Annotated in this window: 21 protein-coding genes; 12 read left to right on the plus strand and 9 right to left on the minus strand. The window is 74.4% G+C overall.

Annotated elements, in window-relative coordinates; translation table 11 throughout:
- Nucleotides 1–15: 15 nt before the first annotated feature.
- The 6 genes from ABD091_RS08875 to ABD091_RS08900 are packed head-to-tail and all read left to right on the plus strand — an operon-like array spanning nucleotide 16 to nucleotide 4,650.
- Nucleotides 16–1,014 carry a zinc-dependent alcohol dehydrogenase gene (locus ABD091_RS08875; RefSeq protein ID WP_343917503.1) on the plus strand — a complete coding sequence of 333 codons (999 nt, stop codon included), beginning with the start codon at nucleotides 16–18 and terminating at the stop codon, nucleotides 1,012–1,014.
- Nucleotides 1,002–1,397 (plus strand): 6-pyruvoyl trahydropterin synthase family protein, encoded by a 396-nt coding sequence (locus tag ABD091_RS08880; protein WP_343917505.1) that lies wholly within the window; start codon nucleotides 1,002–1,004, stop codon nucleotides 1,395–1,397. The genes ABD091_RS08875 and ABD091_RS08880 overlap by 13 nt, the downstream gene beginning before the upstream one ends.
- The gene (locus ABD091_RS08885) at nucleotides 1,394–2,443 is read left to right on the plus strand and encodes a glycosyltransferase family 4 protein (protein ID WP_343917507.1); all 1,050 of its coding nucleotides are present in this window, start codon (nucleotides 1,394–1,396) and stop codon (nucleotides 2,441–2,443) included. The genes ABD091_RS08880 and ABD091_RS08885 overlap by 4 nt, the downstream gene beginning before the upstream one ends.
- The gene (locus ABD091_RS08890) at nucleotides 2,440–3,333 is read left to right on the plus strand and encodes a lysylphosphatidylglycerol synthase domain-containing protein (protein WP_343917509.1); all 894 of its coding nucleotides are present in this window, start codon (nucleotides 2,440–2,442) and stop codon (nucleotides 3,331–3,333) included. The genes ABD091_RS08885 and ABD091_RS08890 overlap by 4 nt, the downstream gene beginning before the upstream one ends.
- Nucleotides 3,326–4,027 carry a RibD family protein gene (locus tag ABD091_RS08895; protein WP_343917511.1) on the plus strand — a complete coding sequence of 234 codons (702 nt, stop codon included), beginning with the start codon at nucleotides 3,326–3,328 and terminating at the stop codon, nucleotides 4,025–4,027. The genes ABD091_RS08890 and ABD091_RS08895 overlap by 8 nt, the downstream gene beginning before the upstream one ends.
- Nucleotides 4,024–4,650: a GTP cyclohydrolase II gene (locus ABD091_RS08900; protein ID WP_343917513.1), complete on the plus strand. Its 627-nt coding sequence runs from the start codon at nucleotides 4,024–4,026 to the stop codon at nucleotides 4,648–4,650. The genes ABD091_RS08895 and ABD091_RS08900 overlap by 4 nt, the downstream gene beginning before the upstream one ends.
- Before the next feature lie 7 nt (nucleotides 4,651–4,657).
- Here ABD091_RS08900 and ABD091_RS08905 read toward each other — a convergent pair whose 3' ends face one another.
- The 5 genes from ABD091_RS08905 to ABD091_RS08925 form a co-directional block, all read right to left on the minus strand.
- A complete protein-coding gene (locus ABD091_RS08905; RefSeq protein WP_343917515.1) occupies nucleotides 4,658–5,911 on the minus strand; it encodes an RNA polymerase sigma factor in 1,254 nt (417 codons plus the stop codon).
- Nucleotides 5,908–6,255 (minus strand): YciI family protein, encoded by a 348-nt coding sequence (locus tag ABD091_RS08910; protein ID WP_343917517.1) that lies wholly within the window; start codon nucleotides 6,253–6,255, stop codon nucleotides 5,908–5,910. Before ABD091_RS08910 ends, ABD091_RS08905 begins: the two co-directional genes overlap by 4 nt.
- A gap of 127 nt (nucleotides 6,256–6,382) precedes the next feature.
- Entirely contained in the window at nucleotides 6,383–8,134 is a 1,752-nt protein-coding gene (locus tag ABD091_RS08915; protein ID WP_343917519.1) for a hypothetical protein, read from the minus strand.
- Nucleotides 8,135–8,189: 55 nt separating this feature from the next.
- Entirely contained in the window at nucleotides 8,190–8,753 is a 564-nt protein-coding gene (locus tag ABD091_RS08920; protein ID WP_343917521.1) for a DUF6624 domain-containing protein, read from the minus strand.
- Between the two features lie 49 nt (nucleotides 8,754–8,802).
- The gene (locus ABD091_RS08925) at nucleotides 8,803–8,976 is read right to left on the minus strand and encodes a hypothetical protein (protein ID WP_343917523.1); all 174 of its coding nucleotides are present in this window, start codon (nucleotides 8,974–8,976) and stop codon (nucleotides 8,803–8,805) included.
- An 87-nt stretch (nucleotides 8,977–9,063) separates the two neighbouring features.
- Between ABD091_RS08925 and ABD091_RS08930 the strand changes: the two genes are divergently transcribed.
- Complete coding sequence (locus ABD091_RS08930) at nucleotides 9,064–11,337, plus strand: DUF6351 family protein (protein WP_343917525.1); 2,274 nt, start codon at nucleotides 9,064–9,066, stop codon at nucleotides 11,335–11,337.
- Between the two features lie 3 nt (nucleotides 11,338–11,340).
- On the opposite strand, the gene ABD091_RS08935 is transcribed toward ABD091_RS08930, so the two are convergent.
- Entirely contained in the window at nucleotides 11,341–11,751 is a 411-nt protein-coding gene (locus ABD091_RS08935) for a VOC family protein (RefSeq protein ID WP_343917527.1), read from the minus strand.
- Between the two features lie 35 nt (nucleotides 11,752–11,786).
- Between ABD091_RS08935 and ABD091_RS08940 the strand changes: the two genes are divergently transcribed.
- On the plus strand, nucleotides 11,787–12,746 hold the full coding sequence (locus ABD091_RS08940) for an SDR family NAD(P)-dependent oxidoreductase (RefSeq protein WP_343917529.1): 960 nt from the start codon (nucleotides 11,787–11,789) through the stop codon (nucleotides 12,744–12,746).
- Between the two features lie 16 nt (nucleotides 12,747–12,762).
- On the opposite strand, the gene ABD091_RS08945 is transcribed toward ABD091_RS08940, so the two are convergent.
- Nucleotides 12,763–13,407 (minus strand): hypothetical protein, encoded by a 645-nt coding sequence (locus tag ABD091_RS08945; RefSeq protein WP_343917531.1) that lies wholly within the window; start codon nucleotides 13,405–13,407, stop codon nucleotides 12,763–12,765.
- A 23-nt stretch (nucleotides 13,408–13,430) separates the two neighbouring features.
- On the opposite strand from ABD091_RS08945, the gene ABD091_RS08950 reads away from it, so the two are divergent.
- Nucleotides 13,431–13,613, plus strand: a complete 183-nt coding sequence (locus tag ABD091_RS08950) for a hypothetical protein (RefSeq protein ID WP_343917533.1) — start codon at nucleotides 13,431–13,433, stop codon at nucleotides 13,611–13,613.
- Nucleotides 13,594–14,271 carry a haloacid dehalogenase type II gene (locus ABD091_RS08955; protein WP_343917535.1) on the plus strand — a complete coding sequence of 226 codons (678 nt, stop codon included), beginning with the start codon at nucleotides 13,594–13,596 and terminating at the stop codon, nucleotides 14,269–14,271. Before ABD091_RS08950 ends, ABD091_RS08955 begins: the two co-directional genes overlap by 20 nt.
- A 4-nt stretch (nucleotides 14,272–14,275) precedes the next feature.
- Here the strand turns inward: ABD091_RS08955 and ABD091_RS08960 are convergent, their stop codons facing one another.
- Nucleotides 14,276–14,839 (minus strand): DUF421 domain-containing protein, encoded by a 564-nt coding sequence (locus ABD091_RS08960; protein WP_343917537.1) that lies wholly within the window; start codon nucleotides 14,837–14,839, stop codon nucleotides 14,276–14,278.
- 28 nt (nucleotides 14,840–14,867) lie between these two features.
- Here ABD091_RS08960 and ABD091_RS08965 point away from each other — a divergent pair, with 28 nt between their 5' ends.
- Nucleotides 14,868–15,338, plus strand: a complete 471-nt coding sequence (locus tag ABD091_RS08965) for an SLOG cluster 4 domain-containing protein (RefSeq protein ID WP_343917539.1) — start codon at nucleotides 14,868–14,870, stop codon at nucleotides 15,336–15,338.
- Here the strand turns inward: ABD091_RS08965 and ABD091_RS08970 are convergent.
- The gene (locus ABD091_RS08970) at nucleotides 15,335–15,712 is read right to left on the minus strand and encodes a hypothetical protein (protein ID WP_343917541.1); all 378 of its coding nucleotides are present in this window, start codon (nucleotides 15,710–15,712) and stop codon (nucleotides 15,335–15,337) included. The two genes, ABD091_RS08965 and ABD091_RS08970, sit on opposite strands and share 4 nt — an antisense overlap.
- Nucleotides 15,713–15,858: 146 nt before the next feature.
- Between ABD091_RS08970 and ABD091_RS08975 the strand changes: the two genes are divergently transcribed.
- The coding region (locus ABD091_RS08975; protein WP_343917543.1) for a hypothetical protein at nucleotides 15,859–17,010 on the plus strand (1,152 nt) is incomplete at its 3' end.

Here is a 17,010-nt window from a genome sequence, read left to right on the forward strand (position 1 = left end):
GAGGGAGGTGGACCGATGCTCGACGAGGCGCGGGCGTTCTGGGTGCGCCGACCCGGCGAGGGCGAGATCCGCACCGCGGCCCTGGTCACCCCCGCCGTGGGCGAGGTCGCCGTACGGACGACCCACAGCGCGATCAGCCGCGGGACCGAGACGCTGGTCTTCGACGGGCGGGTCCCGCCCACCCAGTACGAGACGATGCGGGCGCCCTTCCAGGAGGGCCGGTTCCCGGGGCCGGTCAAGTACGGCTACCTCAACGTGGGGACCGTCGTCGGCGGTCCGCCCGCGCTGCGCGACCGGACGGTGTTCTGCCTCCACCCCCACCAGACCGCCTACGTCGTGCCCGCGGCCGCCGTCACGCCGGTCCCCGAGGAGGTGCCGGCCGCGAGGGCGGTCCTGGCCGGCACGGTCGAGACCGCGCTCAACGCCGTCTGGGACGCGGGGCCGTTGCCGGGCGACCGGGTCGCCGTCGTCGGCGCCGGCATGGTCGGGTGCGCGGTGGCGCGGCTGCTCGCCCGGATGCCGGGGGTCACGGTCGTCCTGGTCGACGTCGACCCCTCGCGTGCCGCGGTGGCCGCCGCCCTCGAGGTCGACTTCGCCCTCCCCCACGACGCCCCCGGCGAGCAGGACCTGGTCCTCCACGCCAGCGCGACCGCGGCGGGCCTCCGCCGCTCCCTGGAGCTGCTCGGCGACGACGGCACCGTGCTGGAGCTGAGCTGGTACGGCGACGCGGTCGTCCCCGTCCCGCTCGGCGAGGCCTTCCACGCACGGCGGCTGACGCTGCGGGCCAGCCAGGTGGGGGCCGTCTCGGTCGCGCGCCGGGGCCGTCGCACCACCGCCGACCGGCTCGCGCTGGCGCTCGACCTGCTCCGCGACCCCGCCTTCGACGCCCTGCTGACGGGGGTCTCGGACTTCGACGACCTCCCCGAGGTGATGGCGCGGCTGGCCCACGGCCGGCTGCCGGGGCTGTGCCACTCCCTCGTCTACGACCGAGCGGAGCAGCCGTGTTCTCCGTGACGGTCCGCAACCACGTGATGGTCGCCCACAGCCTGCCGGGCGAGGTGTTCGGTCCCGCCCAGCGCCTCCACGGCGCGACCTACGCGGTCGAGGCGACGTTCCGCGGCCCGGAGCTCGACGGCCACGGCATGCTGGTCGACATCGGCGCCGCCGCGGAGGTGCTGAAGGGGGTGCTGGCCGACCTCGACTACCGCAACCTCGACGACCTCCCGGAGTTCGCCGGGGTCACGACCACCACGGAGGTGGTGGCCCGCCACGTGACGGACCGGCTGTGCGAGCGGGTGCGCGCCGGGGTCCCGGCCGGCACCGACCGGGTCTCGCTGGTCTCCGTCGTGCTCCACGAGTCACCGACCGCCGCCGCCGGCTACGAGCGTGCGCCATGAGCGGCCGGCGACGCGTGGTCCACGTCGTCGCGCCCGCCGGCGTCGACGACCCGGCCGAGCCCAGTGGCGGCAACACCTACGACCGGCAGCTCAGCGGCGCCCTCGAGGCGCTCGGGTGGACCGTCCACCTGCACCGCACCCGGGCGGCCGGCCTGCGTGACGTCCTGGCGGCCCTCGAGCCGGGGTCGGCCGTGGTCCTCGACGGTCTCGTCGCCTCCGGGCAACCCCGGGTGGTGGTGCCGCAGAGCCACGTGCTCCGGCTCGTGCTGCTGCTCCACCTCCCGCGCGGCCGGCCGGGCCACCCCGACGCGGCGGAGGCAGCGGTCGTCGCGGCGGTCTCGTCCGTGGTGACCCCCAGCGAGTGGTGTCGGCGCCTCGTCCTGGCGACCTACCCCGTGCCACCCGCGAAGGTCCGGGTCGCGATCCCGGGCGTGGTGCCGACCGACCGGGTCACGGCGGGTGCCGACCGCGGGACGCTGCTCGTGGTCGCCGCGGTGACCCGGTCGAAGGGTCACGACGTGCTGCTCCACGCGCTCCGCGACCTGGTGGACCTCCCCTGGCGGGTGCGGTGCGTCGGACCGCTCACCCGCGACCCTTCGTTCGTGTCGGCCCTGGCCGAGGCGGCCCGCTCGGCGGGGCTCGCCGACCGCTTCCTGCTCGAGGGCCCCCTGGTGGGGGACCTGCTGACCGAGGCCTACACCAGCGCCGGGGTCCTGGTCCTGCCGAGCCGCGGCGAGACCTACGGCATGGTCCTCACCGAGGCACTCGCCCACGGCCTGCCGGTCGTCGCGAGCGCGGTGGGCGGGACCGCCGAGGCCCTCGGGCTCGCGCCGACGGGGGCCCGCCCCGGGCTGCTCGTCCCGCCCAACGACGCGGACGCGCTCGGGGCGGCCCTGCGCAGCTGGCTCACGGACGCCGGCCTGCGGGCCGAGCTCCGCGCCGGAGCGCTCGTCCGTCGCCGGGACCTGCCGCGGTGGGACGCCACGGCCCGGCAGGTGGCCGCGACCCTCACTCCCGCGGCCTCCGACGTACGGACGCCGGCATGAGGGCCCCGTCCCCGAGGGCCGTCGCCGTCGGTCGGTCGCTCGCGGGGGGTGCGTTCCTGGCCGCCGTGGTCTGGCGGGTGGGGCCGAGACCCTTCGTCGAGGGCCTCCGGTCGATCGAGCCGACGACCCTGCTGGCCGCCGGTCTCCTCACTGGTCTCGCGACCGCGGCCTGCGCCTGGCGCTGGGCCCTCGTGAGCCGCTGCGTAGACGTCGGCGTCGCGTTCCCCACGGCCCTCCGGGCGTGCTACCTGGCGCAGCTGCTCAACCTCGTCGTCCCGGGCGGCGTGGCGGGTGACGTGCACCGGGGCTGGCGACACGGCTCGGCGACCGGCCGGCGGCTGCGGTCGCTGGGGTCCGTCGTCGGCGAACGCTCCGCGGGTCAGCTGGTCCAGGTGGTGCTCCTGGCCTCGGCGCTGGTGCTGCTGCCGAGCCCGGTCCCGCGGACCACGGTCGCCGTCGTCGCGGGCCTCACCACGGTCGGCCTGGTGGCCGTCGTCGCCCTGGGGCTCCGGCCGTCGACCCGGGCCGTCGTCGACCGCCGGGTCGTCGTCGGCGTGGTGGCGGCGTCCGCGGCCGCCACCACCGCCCACGTGGCCACGCTCGTCCTCGCGGCCCGCGGGGTCGGGGTCGGGCTGCCGCTCGACCGGCTGGTCCCGCTCGCCCTGCTCGTGCTCGTCGTGGCGGCGCTGCCGCTCAACGTCGCCGGCTGGGGACCGCGGGAGGGCATGGCGGTCTGGGCGTTCGCGGCGGGCGGGCCGGGTGCCGCCGCCGGGGTCGCCACGGCCACGGCGTACGGCGTCCTCGTGCTCCTCGTCCACGTCCCGGCCCTCGCGCTCCTGCCGCGCCGGGAGCGTCCGGCCCTGCTGACCGAGGGGGCGACCAGTGGCTGAGCGTCCCCGCACCGTCGCGAGCTGCAGCATCTCGCTCGACGGCTACCTCGACGCCGGCGGCGAGGAGCGGCTCGTCCTCTCCTCCGCCGAGGACCTCCGCCGGGTCGACGGGGTCCGCGCCTGGGCCGACGCGATCATGGTCGGCGCCGCCACCGTCCGCAACGACGACCCGCGGCTGCTGGTCCGCGACCCCGAGCTGCGACGCGGCCGGATCGAGGCCGGCCGGTCACCCTCGCCGACCAAGGTCACGCTCACCCGGAGCGGCGACCTCGACCCGACGAACCGCTTCTTCACCACTGGCGACGTCGAGAAGCTCGTCTACTGCCCGCCGTCCGTCGCCGCCCGCGCCCGCCGACGGCTGGGGAGCAGCGCCACGGTGGTCGGGCTCGACCGGTCGACGGAGCTCGCCGTCGTCCTCGACGACCTTCACCGCCGGGGCGTGCGGCGGTTGATGGTCGAGGGCGGTGGCTGCCTGTTGACCCAGCTGTTCACCGAGGACCTCGTCGACGAGCTGCACCTCTCCGTCGCCCCGTTCTTCGTCGGCACCTCGCGCGGGCGCCGCTTCGTGGGGGACGGCGAGTTCCCGTTCAACTCCTGCCGGCGCGCGTCACTCCGCCGGACCACCCGACTCGGTGACGTCGTGCTGCTCCACTACGACCTCGCCTCCGCCCCGGCCATGAGGAGGGCCACATGAACCACCGCGTCCCGCCCGCCGTCGTCCGCGGCCAGGTGACCATGCCGGTGCGCCAGCCCGGCGGGCAGGTCCTGGCCGCCCGGGTCGTCACGTTCGAGGGTCTCGCCGACGGTCGCGAGCACCTGGTGGTGACCTTCGGCGACCCACCGCAGGTTCCGCTCGTCCGGGTCCACAGCGAGTGCCTGACCGGCGACGTGCTGGGCAGCGAACGGTGTGACTGCGGACCGCAGCTGGCGGAGTCGGTGGCGCGACTCGGCCGCGAGGGTGGCCACCTGCTCTACCTCCGGCAGGAGGGCCGCGGCATCGGGCTCTACAACAAGCTCGACGCCTACCTCCTCCAGGACGGCGGGCTCGACACCTTCGAGGCGAACCTCGCGCTGGGGTTCGGTCCCGACGACCGCGACTACACGGTGGCCGCCCAGATGCTGCGGGCCATCGGTGTCGAGGAGGTGGAGCTGCTGACCAACAACCCCGACAAGCGCGCCCAGCTGGAGGCCGCGGGGATCGGGGTGACCCGCACCGTGCCGACGCGGACGCACCTCACCGCCGCCAACGGTCGCTATCTCGAGGCCAAGCGTCGCCGGGCGGTCGAGCAGGCCTGGCTCGACTCGGTGGGCCGCTGACCCCGCGTCACTGCGCTGCCAGCTGGTCGCGCCGACGTCGCAGCCACGCCTGCTCCGCCGGGTTCGTCGCCGCCTCCACCGCCGCGTCGTACGCCGCCCGCGACTCCGCGGTCCTCCCCAGCCGGCGCAGCAGGTCGGCCCGGGTCGCGTGCCACGCGTGGTAGCCGGCCATCGCCGTGTCACCCAGCCGGTCGACCTCGGCGAGGGCGACCGCGGGGCCGTCGACCTCGGCCAGGGCGACGGCCCGGTTGAGCCGGACGACGGGCGAGGGATCGACGACGACCAGCTGCTGGTAGAGCGCCGCGATCTGCGACCAGTCGGTGTCACGGGCGTCGGCGGCGTCGGTGTGGACGGCGTTGACGGCGGCGAGCAGCTGGTAGCGGCCGGGACCGACGCCGGTGTCCACGGCCCGGGCGAGGCACTCGCGGACGAGCGCGTGCCCCTCGGCGATCTGGGAGCGGTCCCAGCCGGCCCGGTCCTGCTCCTGCAGCGGGACCAGCTCGCCGCCGGCGAACCTGGCGTCGCGTCGGGCGTCGGTGAGGAGGAGCAGCGCGAGCAGCCCGGTCGCCTCCGGTTCGTCGGGCAGCAGCTCGTGGAGGACGCGGGCCAGCCGGACCGCCTCGGCGGTCAGGTCGCGGCGTACGTCCGCGTCGCCGCTGGAGGCCTCTGAACTGGGCAGGTAGCCCTCGTTGAAGACGAGGTAGACGACGGCCAGGACCGTCGCGAGCCGGGCAGGCAGGTCGGCGGCGGCCGGCACCCGGTAGGGGATGTGGGCGCCGGCGACCTTGCGCTTCGCGCGCGTGATCCGCTGCGCCATGGTGGTCTCGGGGACCAGGAACGCCGCCGCGATCTCGGCGACCGTGAGGCCGCCGAGGAGGCGAAGCGTGAGCGCCACCCGGGCCTCGGGGGCGAGGGCGGGGTGGCAGCAGGTGAACACGAGGCGGAGCCGGTCGTCCTCGACCGGACCGGTCGGCTCGTGGGGATCGGGGTCGTGGATCATCTCGGCGGCCCGGTGCTTGTCGTCGCGACGCGACTCCCGGCGGATCCGGTCGATCGCGCGGTTGCCGGCGGTGGTGGTGAGCCAGCCGCCGGGGTTGGGCGGGATGCCGTCGACCGGCCACCGCTCCAGCGCCACGACCAGGGCCTCGCCCGCGGCGTCCTCGGCGACGTCGAGGTCACCGAAGCGGCGGGCGAGGGAGGCGACGACCCGGCCGAACTCGGCCCGGAAGATCGCCTCGACCCGCTCGTCGACGTCGCTCACTCGGCCTGGAAGGGGCGGACCTCGACCGGGGCGCCGCAGGCCCTCGAGCCCTGCTCGGCCCAGCGCAGCGCCTCGTCGAGGTCGGCGACGTCGATGATCCAGAACCCGCCGAGCCACTCCTTGGTCTCGGCGAAGGGACCGTCGTTGAGGACCGGCGCGTCGCCGGTGTTGTCGACGGTGGTGGCGGTCTCGCGCGGCATCAGTCCGCCGGCGAAGACCCACGCACCGGCCTCCCGGACCTTGTCGTTGAAGGCGCCGACGTCGGCGAACATCCGCTCCATCTCGTCGCTGCGCGGGATCGGCTCCCCGTCGACGTGGTTCACGGACAGCATGTATTCCGGCATCTGGTCCTCCTGGGTCGTGGCGGTCCTCCGTCAGGGCCGCCTCCACCATGTCCACGAACGGGACGGTCGCCGCACGACACCCGTCGACGGAACTCTGTCGAGAATCTTCCAGACGGGCCGTGTGCTGTCAGCGCAGGGCCCGTCCCTCGAAGACGACCCGGAACCTCCGCACGTCGTAGCGCTGGGCACCGCCGTCGACGCCCGCGACCCACTCCACCGGGTCGCCGTCCGACTCGCGCCTGACGAGGCGGGTCGAGTACCAACCCTGGGGCGCCAGCATCCGGCGACTCGGCTCGCGCCACTCCGAGCGGAGGACCAGGCGGGCCTCGGACGGAACGGTGTTCGGCCGGTGCTGGGCAGAACGGCCGAGCGCGGACACGCCCACCTTCCCCCCGAGCCAGCCCCGCGGGACGACGTCGAGCTCGTGGGAGGTGTAGACGGACACCCGGCTGCCGCAGGGCTTCGTGCGGTATCCGAGCCCGCCGCGCCAGCCACCGGGGTCGCGGACGACGCGCCCGCACCGCGAGGTGCCGGGGTCCACCCGGGACGCGCGCGCGGAGACGGCGAAGACCTGACGCACCTCGACCACCCGTTTGTGGGTCAGGCGCAGCTCACCGGCGACCGCCTCGGTCCGGTTGCCGAGCTCGTCGACCCCGGCGAAGCGCAGCTCCCAGCGCCCGGCCGGAGCCAGCCGCCCGTCGGCTGTGCGGCCGTCCCAGGTCCCGGCGACCTCACCGCCCGGTCCATCAGTGCTGCCGACCTCGACCTCGGTGCCGCTCTCCTCGTGCACGACCCTCAGGGTGGTCCTCGCCGACCGCGGCTCGTAGAAGTGCGCCGAGAGGGTGACCTCGTCGAGATGTCCGTCGCGCACCGGGTGGAAGACGTCCGCGCCCAGCGAGGCGAACTGGAACCGCGGGCCCTCCCGGTCGACCTCTGGGGGCCTGGCGAGCGCCCACTGGACCACGGGACCCGTGGGCGTCGAGCGGCTCAGCTCCCCCACGAGGAGGTGCCCACCGTCGGGCAGCGGCGTCAGGTCGAGCGGGATCGAGATCGTGCCGTCCACCGGCAGCAGGTCCTCGGCCACCACCGCGGGCCGACCCTCGGTCGCGGCGTGCGCGGACGGGAGCAGGTGGCCACGGAAGGTGTAGGGCACCGTGTCCGCGACCTGGAAGGTCACGGTCGCGTCGGCGGCAGGACCGCCGTCGGGCAGGAGGGCTCCGGGCGACGTCGACCCGACGGCGTAGCCCTTGTCGACCGCGTAGTGCTCCTCTATCCCGAACGAGTTGCACCCGAGACGGCCGTTGCACCGCGCGACCCACACATGGTTCGCGCCGTGGTCGAGCCGGAGCACCTGCGAGCCCTCGTGGAGCAGCTGGCCGGTGAAGGGCCCCCGGTAGTAGGCCATCAGCTCGCCCCCACCCTCGTCGTGCACGACCGCCGTCGCCTGCTCGGTGCCGGTGAGGAGGTCGTCGTCGGAGAACTCGACCACGGGCGCGACGTCGGTGGGCACGAAGGAGGTCGACGACGTGGCGCACCCGGACGTGCTGGTGCCGGTGCAGCTGATCACCTCGAGCACGTAGCCCATCGACGTCCTCATGCCCCAGGTCTCTGCCTCCACGACAGCCGTGCCGTCCTCCACCGGGAACCAGCCGGTCGACGCGATGGACACCCCGGACTCGCGGCGCAGGATCCCGCGCAGCTGCTGGGCGTCGGTGCTCACGGTCGCCGCGACGTGCCCCGGGACCGAGGTGTCGACATCGAGGATCTCGAGCACCGGGTCACCGGCCACGGCCGCCCCCGGGCCGGACACCGTCAGTGCCGCAGCGATCGCGAGCGTGATGAGTGCGTGGGCCGCCCCGGCCGCGTGGTTGCGCAGCATGCCGACTACTCCCCCGAGATGATGTGCGTGGTCGGCGAACTCTAACCGGGCCGGGTCACCCCTGCTTGCAGATCCGGGTCATCTGACGCAGGTAGCGCTCGTACGGCGGGAGCCCTGCTTGCTCGCGACGCTCGTCGAGGCCGTCGGGGTCCTCGAGGTCGGGCATCGCGGGCTTCCCGTTGCGGGTGCAGCCGGTCTGGGTGCCGTAGAGCTGGGGCTCGCCGCGGCCGGCGCGGACCCGGTCCTCGAGGTAGGCGAGGTTGCCGGGCGAGGCCTGGTCGTCGGCGACCGCCTCGCGCAGCAGCTCCAGCGCCTCGGCCTGGAACTCCGGGTCGAGGTCGGAGTGCTGGGCGATGACCCACGCGGCCTCCTCGCCGTCCTCGCCGACGAGGTCCCAGGTCGGCCAGCCGTGCTCGGCGATGATCTCCTTCAGCCGGTTCGTCCGCTCCTGGTCGCTGCCGACGAGCTCGCCGCCGGTGCGCGAGGCCTGGTCGTCCTCCATCATCTGGAGCAGCTCGTCGTGGAGCGCGGGATCGAACTCGACCGTGGGGGCGTCCGCGGTCCTGCTGCTGCACCCGAGCAACAGCAGCCCCAGGACCAGCAGCAGGCAACGGACCATGGGCGCATCGTGCCCCTCCCGCCCGCGGGGCGGAAGGGACACGGGCAGCTCAGAGGCCGCGCTTCTTGCGGCTCACCCCGCGGATCAGCGACTTCGCGCCGCGCTCGATCTCGCGGTTGGCCGACCCGCCGGTGGCTCCGCCACCGGTCGTGGAGCGGCCGGTGGTGGGCGTGGCCGTGCGTCGGCCACCGGACAGGACACGGTTGGCGATGCTGCGCAACATGTCGTTCCCTCCTTCTCGGGGTCGGAGACCCCGTCCCCTCCGTCGTACCGGCCCGTGACGCCTGCCACCACCGCTCGTTGGGGTGGCATGAGGCGAGTCCTGCTCCTGCTGCTCCCGCTCCTGGCGGTCCCCACCACCGCGGCGCCCGCCGGCGCCACCACGGCCACAGCGCCGGAGGCGCGGACCTTCCACCTCGAGGTGCTGTCCAACCGCAGCGACCTCGTCTCCGCCGGCGACGCCCTCGTCGAGGTCGTCCTGCCCCGCCGGGTCGACGCCGGCCGGGTCCGGGTCCGGCTCAACGGCGACGACGTCACCGATCGGTTCCGGGTACGCCGCGACGGTCGGTTCTACGGCCTGGTGACCGGGCTGCGCGAGGGCCGCAACCGGCTGCGGGCGACCGCGCCGGGCGACCTCCTCGACCGGGCACGCGTCGTCAACCACGCCAACGGCGGGCCGGTCTTCTCCGGCCCGCAGCTCGACCACTACCGCTGCCAGGAGTCCGCGGTCGACGCGCAGTGCAACGAGCCGGCGACCCACGGGTTCTTCTACAAGTCGACCGACCCGCTCGAGAGCGACCTGAAGCCCTACGACCGGGACAACCCGCCGGCCGACGTCGCGACCACGACCACCGACGAGGGCGTCGAGGTCCCGTTCATCGTGCGGCGCGAGTACGGCTTCCAGTACCGCGACCGCTACACGATCCTCCAGCTCTGGCAGCCGGGGACGCGCTGGAAGGCGTGGGCTCCGCAGGACCAGTGGAACCACAAGCTGCTCATCACCCACGGCGGCAACTGCGGGGCGGCGTACGAGCCGGGCGGGACGCCGCTGGCCGACTACTCCGGGACCCTCGAGTCGGTCCCGGGGGTCGAGCCGAGCTATGTCACCGCGCTGGGGAAGGGCTTCGCGGTCGCCTCGACCGCCCTGGCCAACACCGGCCACAACTGCAACGTCGCGATGGAGGCCGAGTCGCTGCTGATGGTCAAGGAACGGCTCGTCGAGCGCTACGGCGAGCTGCGCTACACGATCGGCACCGGCTGCTCGGGTGGCTCGATCGCCCAGCACACCGTCGCCAACGCCTACCCCGGCATCTACCAGGGCCTCGTCACGACCTGCTCCTACCCGGACACGCTGACCGCGGGCGCGCAGTTCGCCGACTACCACCTGCTGCGGCTCTACTTCGAGGACCCGTCGCGCTGGGCGCCGGGTGTCGTGTGGACGCCGACACAGATGGCGGCCGTCGAGGGCCACCTCTCGCACGTCAACGCGGTGGTCGCCGACGAGGGTCTCTTCAAGGCGGCGCTGAACCCCGAGAACCCGTGTGACGGGACGCTCGACCCGGTCGCCGGTGACCCGGCGACGCGGTACGACGCGGAGACCAACCCCGGCGGGGTGCGCTGCTCGGTCCTCGACATCATGGGCAACCTGCTCGGCCCTCGACCGGAGTCGGCGTGGGGCGCGGAGGAGCAGCAGGTCGGCCACGGGTTCGCCGGCATCCCCTTCGCCAACACGGGCATCCAGTTCGGCCTGTCCGCGGTGAAGCGAGGGCTGATCACCCCTCAGCAGTTCGTCGACCTCAACGCGAAGATCGGCGGGCTCGACGTCGACAGCCGTCGCACCGACGAGCGCGTCGCCGGCGACGCCACGGCGATCGCGAATGCCTACCGCACCGGGCTCGTCAACGAGATGACCAACCTCGACGAGGTCGCGATCATCAACCACGGCGGACCCGACCCCGGCATCGCCCACGACTACGCCCACGCGTTCTGGACCGAGGAGCGGCTGCTCGCCGACCAGGGCCACACCGACAACCGCGTCATGTGGTTCGGTCCGACGCCGCTGATCGGGGATCCGCGGTGGGCGGGCGATGCGCTGCTGGCCATGGACGCCTGGCTGACCGCCGTCGAGGCCGACCGGTCCGGCGCGACGCTGGCCGAGAAGGTCGTCGCGAACCGGCCCGAGGACGTGACGGACCGCTGCGTGGTCGCCGAGCTCGAGGGGGCGTGCGACGTCGAGGAGCTGCAGGTCCTCCAGACCCGGCTCTCGACGCCGCGCCAGGAGGCGGGCGGACCGCTCGCCAACGACAACGTCGCCTGCCGGCTGCGCCCCTTCACGCTCGACGACTACGGTCCGGTCGGGTCGCTGTTCACCGAGGAGCAGGTCGCCACGCTCGAGGAGCTCTTCGCCGACGGCGTGTGCGACTGGTCGGTCGCCAGCCGCGGCACCGGTCCGACCCAGACGTGGCTGCGCTACGACGGAGCGCAGGACGGCCACGCCTACGGCGGCCGGCCGCTGCGCGGCGTACCCGCGGACTCGGGCGACGGCTGGTTCAGCCCCGCCTTCCGGTCGTTCTGGGGGGAGTGAGGCTCAGCCCTGCCGCTGGCCGGAGATGTTGACCAGCCACTGGATGCCGAACCGGTCGACGCACATGCCGAAGGTGTCACCCCACATCTGCGGCTCGAGCGCCTGCAGCACGGTGCCACCCTCGGCGAGAGCGTGGAACCACCCGGTCAGCTCGTCGTGGTCGTCGCCGGAGAGGCTGAGGCTGACCGCGCCGCCGGGCGTGGGGGCGGGCTGCCCCGGAGGACCGTCGGAGGCCATCAGGTGGAAGCCCGCGGGAGTGCCCAGGTAGGCGTGCATCACGCCGTCGGCGGGCTCCCCGCCCATCTGGCCGAACGTCATGACGTCGAGCTGGCCACCGAGGACGGACTGGTAGAACTCCATCGCCTCCCGGGTGTTGCCGTCGAAGTTGAGGTAGGGGTTGAGGATCGAGGCCATGGGCCGACGCTAGCCCTCTCCGTAGGCTCGTGACCATGACCTTCCAGGCCGCCTCCCGTGCCGTCGACACCGTGCTGGACCGCAGCGTGGTCCTCGGCTTCAGCTCCGTCGGTCCGGCCGTACGCCGCCGGCTGCCCGGCTGGCCCGCGGACCCGGCCTCCGGCTCGCTGACCGGGAAGGTCGCCGCGGTCACGGGGGCGACGTCCGGCCTCGGCCTGGCGACGGCCCGCGGGCTGGCCGCGCTCGGGGCGACCGTCCACCTCGTCGTCCGCGACGAGGAGAAGGGACGTCGGGTGCGCGACGAGCTGTTCGCGGCCGTCCCCGGCGCGTCCGTCGTGGTCGACCGCTGCGACCTCGGCGACCTCGACGACGTCCGCGACCTCGGCGAGCGGCTGGCGGGCGGGCTCGACCGGCTCGACGTGCTGGTCCACAACGCCGGCGCGATGCCGTCGGAACGCACCGAGTCCCCGCAGGGCCACGAGCTGACGATGTCGCTCCACGTCCTGGCGCCGGTGCTGCTCACCGACCTGCTCGCGCCGGTGCTGACCGACGGGGCGCGGGTGCTGTTCGTGACCAGCGGTGGGATGTACGGCCAGCGGCTGGTCGAGGACGACCTCGAGTACGAGCGCGGCGACTACTCGCCGACGACCGCCTACGCGCGCAGCAAGCGGCTCCAGGTCGAGCTGCTGCCGCTGCTCCAGCGGCGCTGGCCCTCGACGTCGGTCTACGCGACCCACCCGGGCTGGGCGGACACGCCGGGCGTGCAGACCTCGCTCCCCCGCTTCCGGCAGGTGATGCGTCCGGTGCTGCGCGACGCCGACGGCGGCGCCGAGACGACGGTCTGGCTGGCCGCGACCGACCCGGCACCGGAGGGCGGGACGCTCTGGCACGACCGGCGGCAGCGACCGTTCCACCTGCTGCCGACGACCCGGCCGCGGCTGGGCGCCGTCGACGACGCGTGGGCGTGGGTGCGGGCCCAGGCCGACCTGGCCTGACCGAGGTGGGCGTCGGTCAGACGCGCTCGCGGGCGACCGCGACCTCGCGGCCGTAGGACCACCCGTCGGTGAGCGGGAGGAACTCCCCACTCCAGAAGGTGCCGGGGTCGTACCAGCTCGCGCGCCGGTCGTCCCCGAGCAGGCCCATCTCCTGCATCGTCAGCGCCACGACCTCGGCGCAGTAGGCCTCCTCGGGCCGAGGTCGGGGACGGCCGCGGTCGCGCGGCGCGACGTAGGCGTCCCGGCCGCGGAGCCAGCGGCCCGCCAGCCTCGCGGTGCTCGGGAACGAGACCCCGTCGAGGCGCGCGATCGAGCGCATGACGGCGTCCTCCTCGGCGCGACCGACCTCCGGGGTGAGCTGGCGCAGCCACGCGGCCTGGCCGTAGACCTCCTGCCAGCGGGTGACGGCGGCGCGGAGGTCGTGGAGCTGGACGCCGCGGTGGTGGTCGCCGGTCCAGTGGTCCTGGAGGGTCTTGCCGAGCTCGGCGTGCCACATCAGCGGCGGGAGGTCGTCGAGGACGACGGCCATGCCGACGTGGTTGACCGGCGCGTTGGTCACGGTCTGGATCGCCCGGTCCGGGGCGGAGTGGCCGCGGAAGAGCCAGAGGTCGCCGGTGCGAGCGAGCGCCACCGCGTCGTCGAGGTCGAGTGCCCGAGCCATGGGATGACCCTAGGGTGAGAGGCATGCAGGCCTCGACAGCATGGTGGAAGTGGCTCGGGCTGGCCGGTGTCGTCGGAGTCGCGGCGACCGGGGCAGCGATCACGCGGCAGGAACGGCAGCGGCGGGCCTACACCGCCGACGAGGTCCGCGACCGGCTCCACCAGCGGCTGGAGGAGGCGGGCGCCCATGACGACGCTGACGCCTGACGTCGACGCCCTCGCCCTCGACGTCTACGGCACGCTCGTCGACACCGGCGGCCAGGTCGACCGGTTGCGGTCGGTCGTCGGCGACCGGGCCCCCGCCTTCTCCGACGCGTGGCGCCAGGTCCAGCTCGAGTACACGTTCCGCCGGGCGGTGATGCGCGACTGGGTCGACTTCGGCGTCTGCACCGCGCAGGCCCTCGACGCCGTCGCCCAGCGCTTCGAGGTCGCACTGACCGACGACGAGCGGCAGGGGCTGCTCGACGGCTATCGCCGGCTGCCGGCCTACGACGACGCGCGGGAGGCGCTCCAGCGGCTGCGCGACAGCGGGGTCCGGGCCGTCGCCTTCACCAACGGCGTCGAGGCCTCGGCGCGGGACCTGCTCGACCACGCCGGGTTGCTGCCGCTGCTCGACGACGTGGTCACCGTCGAGCCCGTGCAGAGCTTCAAGCCCGATCCGGCCGTCTACGCCCACCTGCTCGCGACGCTCGACCTCCGGGCCGAGCGGGTCGCCCTGGTCTCCGGCAACTCCTTCGACATCATCGGCGCGAAGCACGTCGGCCTCGCCGCCGTGTGGGTACGCCGGTCGCCCGCCGCCGCGCTCGACCCCTGGGGCGTGTCCCCGGACCGGACCGTCTCGGCGCTGACCGAGCTCCTCGACTGACCGGTCAGGTGAGCCCGGCGGCGACCAGCCGCGCCCGCACCTGGTCGGAGTGCCGGACGCCCGTGAGGACCGCGGGATGGAGCGGCTCACCGCGGCGCAGGACCGAGAACCGGCCGGTCTGCTCGAGCACCACGAGCGCCACGTCGTGCGGGTCGTGCACCCCCGCCGCGCGGAGGGCGGCCCAGAGCGCGACGTCGTCGAGGTGGTGGCGGTGCATCGCCTGCCGGTCCGGGCGTCCGGCCACCATGACGGCCGTGGCGCGCTCGCGTTGCCGGCTGCGGATCCGCTCGGAGCGGCGTACGCGACCCGTGAGCGCCTCGAGCGTGAAGAGGGTGGCGAGCGCGAGCAGGGCTCCGGACAGGGTCGGGACCTGGCCGAGGATCGCGCGGCCGACGATCGCGCCCAGGACGGTGACGATCGCGAGGTCGAAGCTCGACGGCGACGCGAACAGCCGTTGCCCCGACCAGCCGATGATCGCCGCGAAGGCGAAGTAGAGCAGCACGGTCGACACCACGACGGCGGCTGCTCCGAGCGGGTGGAGCCCGACGTAGAAGTTGAGGTCGCTCATGGGGCCATCCTCTCCCTACGATGCCGGGATGACCGGTGCCTACGTCGCGGTGGTGGGTCCGAGCGGCGCCCCGGACGCCGCGGTGCTGGCTGCGGCCCGGGAGGTCGGGCGGCTGCTGGGTGACGCGGGGTGCGTCGTGGTCACCGGCGGCGGGACGGGCGTGATGGAGGCGGCGTCGGCGGGTGCCGCGGCGGCCGGCGCGGTGGTGGTCGGGCTGCTGCCGGGGGCCGACCGGTCCGAGGCCAACCCCCACCTGACGGTCGCGATCGCGACCGGGCTCGGCGAGGTCCGCAACGCCTTGGTCGTGCGAGCCGTCGACGCGGTCGTCGCGGTCGGCGGCAGCTGGGGGACGCTCAGCGAGGTCGCCCTCGCCTGCCGCACCGGCGTGCCCGCCGTCGCCCTGCTCGGCTGGGACCTGCCCGCCTCCGGAGGGCCGGAGGTCGCGGCCGACCCGGCCGACGCCGTACGCCGTGCGCTGGCCGGGGTGCGCCCGGCCTAGTCGCGCGCGGTCGCCTCGTTGCCGTACTTCACGCCCCAGCCGACGATCCCGCAGAGCAGGTAGCCGGCTCCGGCGGCCCCCAACAGCCACGCGACCAGCGCGAAGAAGCCGTAGCCGGCGCCGCTACCACCGGCCGCCAGGGCGATCGACACCACGGCGGCGACGACCCCGCCGACGAGGAGCAGCGCGCCCGTCCTGAGGAAGCCCGTCAGCCGCTCCTCGGCCTGCTGACGGCGACGGAGCAACGCATGGTCCTCGGCCGTGGCGACGGGGAGGCGGCCGGGCGCACGCTCGGAGACGGACTCCGACCCGCAGGTCGGGCAGTAAAACATCGCCTCGCGGACCTCGTGGTCGTTCTCGCACAGCCTGGCCATGTGGCCCTCCCCCGTCGTCGTGTCGGCGCGCCACAGCCTGTCAGGGCTGCACGGTCCTGCGTTCAGCCGGTCCCGAGCGGCGTGTCGTCGGCCGCTCAGGACGACTGCCACTTGTGTTCGAACACATGTTCGAGTAGACTGCGGCCATGTCCACCACCGCATCCCTCGAGGACCGCTCGGCGCAGCTGGTCCTCGACGCCGCCCACGAGGCGGTCCGCGCGCGGCGTGCGGCGGAGGTGGCGGAGATGCGGGTGGTGGCCCACTGGTGCGTGATGCACGGCGAACCGCGCTCCGAGCGCGACCCGATGACCTCGCCGGGCGGGGACGGGACGCCGGCCGTGCGGGAGTACGCGCTGCCGGAGCTGGCGATGGCGCGCGAGACCCACACCCTGACCACCCGGGCGCTGGCCGCCGACACCCTCGACCTCCAGCACCGCCTCCCGCGCGTGTGGGCCGTGGTCGAGGCCGGCGACTGCGAGCCGTGGGTGGCCCGCAAGGTCGCCTCCCTCTCCCGTGCACTCCCGGCGGCCACCGTCGGGATCGTCGACCGGGCCGTGTCGGCAGCGATCGCCGGCCACGCCCCCGCCACGGTGCTGGAGATCGCGACCGCCAAGGTCATCGAGGCCGACCCCGAGGCCCACGCCATGCGCCGCGAGGCCGAGAAGCACCGCCGCTACGTCGCGCTGTCCCGCACTGATGAGTTCGGGCTGCGGACCGTCATCGCCCGCATCCACGCCGGCGACGCGGTCTGGATCGACGCGATGGTCGACCGGGTCGCCGACATCCTGGCCGTCGAGCACGGTCACGACCACAACCGCGACGAGCTCCGCGCCCGCGCCTTCGGCTGGCTCGCCCGCCCCGCCGAGCTGATCAAGCTCCTCATCGACCACCACCAGGACGACGACGACACCGACACCGACCCCGGGCAGCCGGAGCAGCCAGCATGGGCGCCCGACCACCTGCCCGACACCGCGCAGCGCCTCAGCCGGCTGTCCCCGCGGCAGCTCGCCGCGATGCGGGTCAAGGCGCAGGTCTTCGTCCACCTGAGCCAGGACGCCCTCACCGGCCAGACGGGCATCGCCCGCGTCGAGGGCATCGGCCCGATGCTGGTGGCCAGCCTCGCCGACCTCCTCGGGCACGCCGACGTCCGGATCACGCCCGTCATCGACCTGCACGGGAAGACCGCTGTCGACCGCTACGAGCACCCCGCGCTGCCCAAGGACCAGGTCTGGCTGCTGACCGGCGGCGACGTCTTCCCCTTCGCCCCGAGGACCGCCCGACGCGACGGCGTCGACTTC

It is taken from the genome of Nocardioides aestuarii, from assembly GCF_039527245.1.
In the GTDB taxonomy this organism is placed as follows: domain Bacteria; phylum Actinomycetota; class Actinomycetes; order Propionibacteriales; family Nocardioidaceae; genus Nocardioides; species Nocardioides aestuarii.